5 protein-coding genes and 1 tRNA gene are annotated in these 5,868 nt (G+C 47.0%); 1 reads left to right on the top strand and 5 read right to left on the bottom strand.

The features are described 5' to 3' along the window. Nucleotides 1–450 precede the first annotated feature (450 nt). The 5 genes from QUB39_RS30150 to yqeK form a co-directional block, all read right to left on the bottom strand. Nucleotides 451–527, bottom strand: a tRNA-Met gene (locus tag QUB39_RS30150). 120 nt (nt 528–647) lie between these two features. Beyond that, nucleotides 648–1,601, bottom strand: a complete 954-nt coding sequence (locus QUB39_RS30145; protein WP_333211656.1) for an asparaginase — start codon at nt 1,599–1,601, stop codon at nt 648–650. Between the two features lie 183 nt (nt 1,602–1,784). Next, entirely contained in the window at nt 1,785–2,294 is a 510-nt protein-coding gene (locus QUB39_RS30140) for a CGLD27 family protein (RefSeq protein ID WP_333058566.1), read from the bottom strand. A gap of 2 nt (nt 2,295–2,296) precedes the next feature. Beyond that, complete coding sequence (rsfS, locus tag QUB39_RS30135) at nt 2,297–2,716, bottom strand: ribosome silencing factor (RefSeq protein ID WP_333234293.1); 420 nt, start codon at nt 2,714–2,716, stop codon at nt 2,297–2,299. A gap of 138 nt (nt 2,717–2,854) precedes the next feature. Continuing rightward, on the bottom strand, nt 2,855–3,490 hold the full coding sequence (gene yqeK / locus QUB39_RS30130; RefSeq protein ID WP_333058569.1) for a bis(5'-nucleosyl)-tetraphosphatase (symmetrical) YqeK: 636 nt from the start codon (nt 3,488–3,490) through the stop codon (nt 2,855–2,857). Between the two features lie 1,379 nt (nt 3,491–4,869). Here yqeK and QUB39_RS30120 point away from each other — a divergent pair. Further along, a partial coding sequence (locus tag QUB39_RS30120) for a protein kinase domain-containing protein (protein WP_333264489.1) occupies nt 4,870–5,868 on the top strand: 999 nt, incomplete at its 3' end.

Genomic DNA, 5,868 nt, shown 5'->3' with positions numbered 1-5,868 from the left:
GCGGATTTTGGCGTTAGGAACTAGCGCTTCTGCCTGTGGAGGGGATGTAAGTCGATCTGGTAAAACTTCGGTTTTGTGGGACGCCCCGCCCCGTTGAATCAGGAAGCCAGCGCTGTACCACTTAAGTGGTCAGCGTCTGGTAGTTCACAATCCTGAGTTAAAAAATATGGATATCGGATTGCAATTTTTTGACAAATAAAGCTTGCACAAACGGTCGTCGGAAAGTATAGGGTTGAGTGTTTAGGTTGAGGGTTGGTCTTATTTTGTCTCAATTAGTAGAAAAATACAAATATACAGTAGGGACACAGCACTGCTGTGTCCTCATTTTTGTTGCCGCCTAAAATAAACTGCTTTCAATCTGTCGAAGATGCGATCGCAGACGGCATCAAACAGACGGCATAAAACAAACCCCAGCAACTTTTAGGATGCCGGGGCTTGTCTTATTTAAGTTGGTGGCGGGAAGTGGATTTGAACCACTGACCTTCGGGTTATGAGCCCGACGAGCTACCAGGCTGCTCTATCCCGCGTCGCTTTTTGTCTCTTTACTAATATAAACATATCTTTCTGAAAATTGCAACCCCTCCATCAAAAAAACTTTTTAGATTGCGGGAGGGGTTGCTGAAATCGGCGATCGAGTCTCGATCGCCCTAAAGCATCGAAACTTCCCCGATTACCTCCAAGCGCTTGAATTCGCTCAGAGTGAGGTAAGTCTCCGCCAGAGTTTCGGCGATCGTCGGAGTAATCCACCCCAACTGCTTGAGCAAGTGAATCGCCACAGCAAATTGAGCACGCTTTCCTCCATCCGTCACCTTAATTGCCAAGCCCATGCCTTCGCCCACGCGGCCAATGCACTGCACCCCTTCGGCGCCGGACTTGCTCACCAATTCCCCTTGAGTCAAGCGCATCAGTTCCGTGTCAAATTTGCCCTCACCGGCAACCATCATCGGGTGATGAGTCATAGCGCGGACAATCCGCTCCATATCCACATTGTGGCCGGAGGCTAACTGAGCGTACAAAGACGCCATTTGCCCCAACTGCAACAGATAGGTAGGAGCGCCGCAGTCGTCGCGAGCGCTGATAAACTCTTCGGCAGGCATTGCCAGCAAGTCAGCCACTTTGCCCAAAATAAGCTGCTGGACAGGATGTTTGCGGCGTAAATAAGTGTCCAGAGGCCAGTGCAGTTGCTGACAGACAGCCAGCATTCCGGCGTGTTTGCCGGAGCAGTTGTATTGCAGGGGGCTCTTTTTGCCTTCGGGAATGGGGCATTGAAGTTTAGAGGGGTCAATGTCGCAGCGCCACAGGACGTTAAATACCTGGCGCGATTGCTCGATCGTACCTTGATGGGAACTGCAAATAATCGCTAAATCTCGATCGGTCAATTCGTAGCGTTCTAAAGTGCCAGTCCCCGTCACCGCCAAAGCTTGAAAAGGCTTGAGTGAAGAACGGACAAATGAGGCCGTTTCCGAGTTACCAGCAACAGACAGAACGCGCCCGCGGTTGTCGCAGACAGCGGCCTGGGCGCGGTGCCTCGATTCCACAATACCTTCGCGCAGCAGTGTGACTTCCAGTTCGGGAGCTTGGGTTCGTTTTCCCCTTGTCATATCAATTTTAGATTTTAGATTTTAGATTTTAGATTGGGGCCGGTGGAAGTTATGAGTTGCGAGCTGCCAGTTAAGAGTTATAAAGTTAATCTTTCGGCGATCGTTTCTCACTCATGCACGGGAGTGTGCCGGCGTTGGCTGTGCGCGGCAATCTCAAAACTCAAAACTCCCGAACCGAACCGATTACAAACAACTCCAAGTTAGTCCCCCGGCAACCAGCAATACTGTCAAACCATAAAATGTCTGCCGCAGACGCCTGAGAATTGGTTCTAGTTGGTAGTTAACAATCAACTGATCTTGAAGCAAAACTTCGGGAGTTTTAGGCCAAGATTGACAATCGTACCAACCAGACTCTTCGTAGACGACCGTGGGATTTGAAAGGCGCGATCGCACGTAGAACCAACCCAAGTAGAGTCGCAGCAAAGCTAATCCTAGAATAAAACCGGCACCTGCGGCACCGCACAGGACAAACTGAGCTGGATACTTGCTTGGAGCAAAGCTAGAAGCAGCTATCGGCACCGATACCAAGCAACTCCAAGCCCACACCCAAGCTAGTTTTGCCAGGTATCCGGGCCAATTGAGTGTTACCCAGCTAAAAAACCAGGATTCTTTAAGTTCTTGGTATTCATTGATCGGTCGCTGTTCTTGCGGAACGGGACAAATAGAAGCAGAAACGTTTTTCACATTAGCCATCCTCACGACGTGGGGGAAAAGTCAATGCGTTCGGCGTGTCCCCAGAACGCTTCTAAATTGTAGAACTCCCGCTCTTGAGGCTTCAAAATGTGAATGATCGCGTCGCCGTAGTCCATGACAACCCAACTAGCGTCTGATAGGCCTTGTGTACGCAGTGGCAAGCGTTGCCACTCTTCTTCCACTTGGTCTGCTATCGCTTGGGAGATGGCTCGTACCTGCACGTTGGAAAATCCGGTGACGATCGCAAAGTAGTCTGCCAAAAAGCATACTTCTGACACGCGGAGCAATACAATATCTACTGCTTTGCGGTCATCGGCTGCTTGGGCAACGGTCATGATCAGGCCACGGGCTTCGTCTGAGGAGGTGCCGTCCGTTGCTGTAGACTGGGCCCTGGAGTATTCGAGTTGGGTTATATCTGACATTAAGTGTTTAAGTTCCTAATTGATACGGTAAGAAAGAATGGGTGCGCTATTGGCTGTCGATTGTTGGCAGTTTGAGACGGGAAATAGGAGTTAGGTTGAAGCCAAAAGTAAGGACAGAATTTCTGGTGAATTTTACTTTCAACTTGTGATTTGTTCGATCGACTTCTGGGTCGAATTTCCTGTTTCCGGCGATTCGCGGGCCATTTGCAGCGCCCAATTCCGCGTAAGTACGGTGCGGGGGTGGATGTAGCAGCGAGTTTCTAGCAAATATTTAAGAGAATAATCGCTAGTTTGCCACACGGCTGCATAAAGATTTTGCCAGCTTGCCTCGCGCAGTGCTTCTAGTTGGGCTGTGTTGCCGCGGCTCGGCTCTATGGTATCTGCTATGAATACGGTACAACTGAGCTGGCTCATGTTTGGTCTGCCGAGGGTGTGATTGGCGATTGCGTCCAAAATTTCTCGATCGACCACCCCGAATTCGTCTCTGGCGACGATCGCGCTGGCGTCTGCGTGCAGCAAATGCGGGTGTGCTTCCAACACTGAGTCTAACTCTAAACCTTCCTTCTGGGCCATTTGCAGCAGCAGTTGAGGTTTGAAGTATTTTGCCAAATCGTGCAACAAACCCGCCGATCGGGCTTTTGCTTCGTCGAGGCCGTAATGGCGAGCCAAGTCACCTGCTACCTGTTCGACTCCGAGGATATGTTTGATTCGGGCAGCAGGAACGCGCTCACAGAGCCAAGCTAGGACGTTTTCGCGCGCGGGTGCAAGTGTCAAATATTAACTCCAAAATTGTATGAGCTACTATTTTAGCGTTTTGTTTCGATCGGCTGCGGTATCGGGCACGCAGGCAGGGCGGTTTCATTTTCACGAAAATCGCGATTTTGACTCTTGTAGTGCCAAGAATTCCTACCCCCCACAGACGATGATTCACAAGCCTTGGCGACATGGGGGCAGCCACTCTTTGCTGCTCCTACAAGAGAATGAAACAGCCCTGCCCTCTTCTTTCAATTTCGCGGCGCAGAGTATAATAGAACAAAATCTCTCAAACCTTAGCTGAGTCTATGGTTAAGCCTCGCCAAGCTGATTCAACCTTGAAATTGATGGATGAGTATTGTCACTAACCTGTGGAGCATTTAAACCAGTAACGAGGCTTGTAGGGTGCATCAGGAGTGAACACTTACGCGCTTATGCGGAAAACACTTCTGTAATGACGCACCCTACTATCGTCTTTTAAATGCCGAACAGCTTATTACAGAAATCTGTTTTCAGAAGTCAGAAGCTTCAAAGCTTTTACACACATTCATGCTAGTGTAATTTTTGATATTAAACGTAAGACACTACCAGCTATTGCAGAGATAAAGGGGCTAGAAAATGCTCACGGGCTGAATCACTTTGCTTTGCTCGATTAATAGCGTTAATGGATTTTTATTCTCATCCCTTATTTTACTTGATGAAGAAGAGTAAAATATTACCCCTATTCTGCTGAGTCACAGAATAGGGGTAATATTTTCATCAGTTATTGAAGAAGCAATCCTTGTTCTAGCCACTGCTGGTAATACAAATATACGGTAGACTAGGGAAGTAAATACGCAGGGTAAGTCGGCTCAATATCACACATTTTTTAGTTGAGATAAAATCCATCCAAAAATTTTATTTTCGTCTAGTTCCGAAGTATACTTTGCTTTTGAATGGGCAATATTTGATGTAGAATGGGTTATTCAAGCATTTCCGATGAGCGAGTTCGTTAGGTTGCTAGAAGAGGGCATGAGGGCTACCATTGAGTATTTTTACCTCAAAAATATCAAGGATAAACAACCAAGTTGAAAACCTTTCCACCCTTGGGCTTAAACTGAACTACCTCAAAAAATAGCTGTTTGGGGCGATCGCCTCCTGTGAGCTTCACGACTGCTAGACGCGATCGCCATCAACATCTCAAATGAGTTATATAAACATACTTATGGATAATTTCCGCTCCAGTGCAGACAAGTTCTAAACAATTAATAATATGGCTTCAGTATCGAACGAGCTGCCTGCGTTCGTACAGAACGCCCACTGACAAGTCCAGCAACATTAGAGACCATTGAGAATTTACCAAGTTTGCTGAGTAAACTAGAGATATACTAACCCCCAATTTATTGAGTGAGGACTGGACAATGGAGACAATTACTGATCTGCCGGGGTATCGGATAACAGAACAACTCTATGCAGGATCTCGCACTCTAGTCTATCGAGGTATTCGGGAGAGCGATCGTACTCCCGTCGTCATCAAACTGCTGCGAAACGAATACCCCAGCTTCAGCGAACTGGTGCAATTCCGCAACCAGTACACCATCGCCAAAAATCTACGTCTACCTGGAGTGGTTGAACCCCTCGATTTAGCACCTTACAAAAACGCCTATGCTTTGATAATGGAGGACTTTGGAGGAGTTTCTCTGTCTACTTATCTTCCGGGAGCAACTGATAAAAACCAACCCGATACATCTCTATCTTTAGAAAATTTTCTCAACCTAGCCAGGGAACTAGCAAATATTCTCCACTCTCTCTACCAAAACCGAGTTATTCATAAAGATATCAAACCCGCAAATATTCTGATTAACCCACATAGCAAACAAATTAAACTAATTGACTTCAGTATTTCTTCCCTGCTGCCGAGAGAAACCCTAGAAATCCAGAACCCCAACACCCTCGAAGGAACCTTAGCTTATCTTTCCCCAGAAAAGACAGGAAGAATGAATCGAGCAATTGACTATCGGAGTGACTTTTATTCCCTGGGTGTTACCTTCTATGAATTGTTGACAACACAGTTACCCTTCGAGTCAGACGACCCAATAGAATTAGTGCATTGTCATCTAGCAAAACAGCCAATTCCGGTACATGAAATCAACCCAGAAGTTCCCCTAATTTTATCCCAAATTGTTAGTAAACTGATGGCAAAGAATGCCGAAGATCGCTATCAGAGTGCATTAGGACTTAAACACGATTTAGAAATTTGTCTGGCTCAATTACAAAACACGGGTAACATTGAGACCTTTGCATTGGGGACGCGGGATATGACAGATCATTTCCTCATCCCTGAAAAACTCTACGGCAGAGAAACAGAAGTTGAAACCTTATTAGCAGCCTTTGAGCGAGTCAGCAGGGGCAGCACCGAA

This window comes from Microcoleus sp. AT8-B5 (assembly GCF_036705565.1).
Taxonomy (GTDB): Bacteria; Cyanobacteriota; Cyanobacteriia; order Cyanobacteriales; family Microcoleaceae; genus Microcoleus.
The sequence above is the reverse complement of the archived record's forward strand: the minus strand, read 5'-3'. Positions and strand labels throughout refer to the sequence as shown.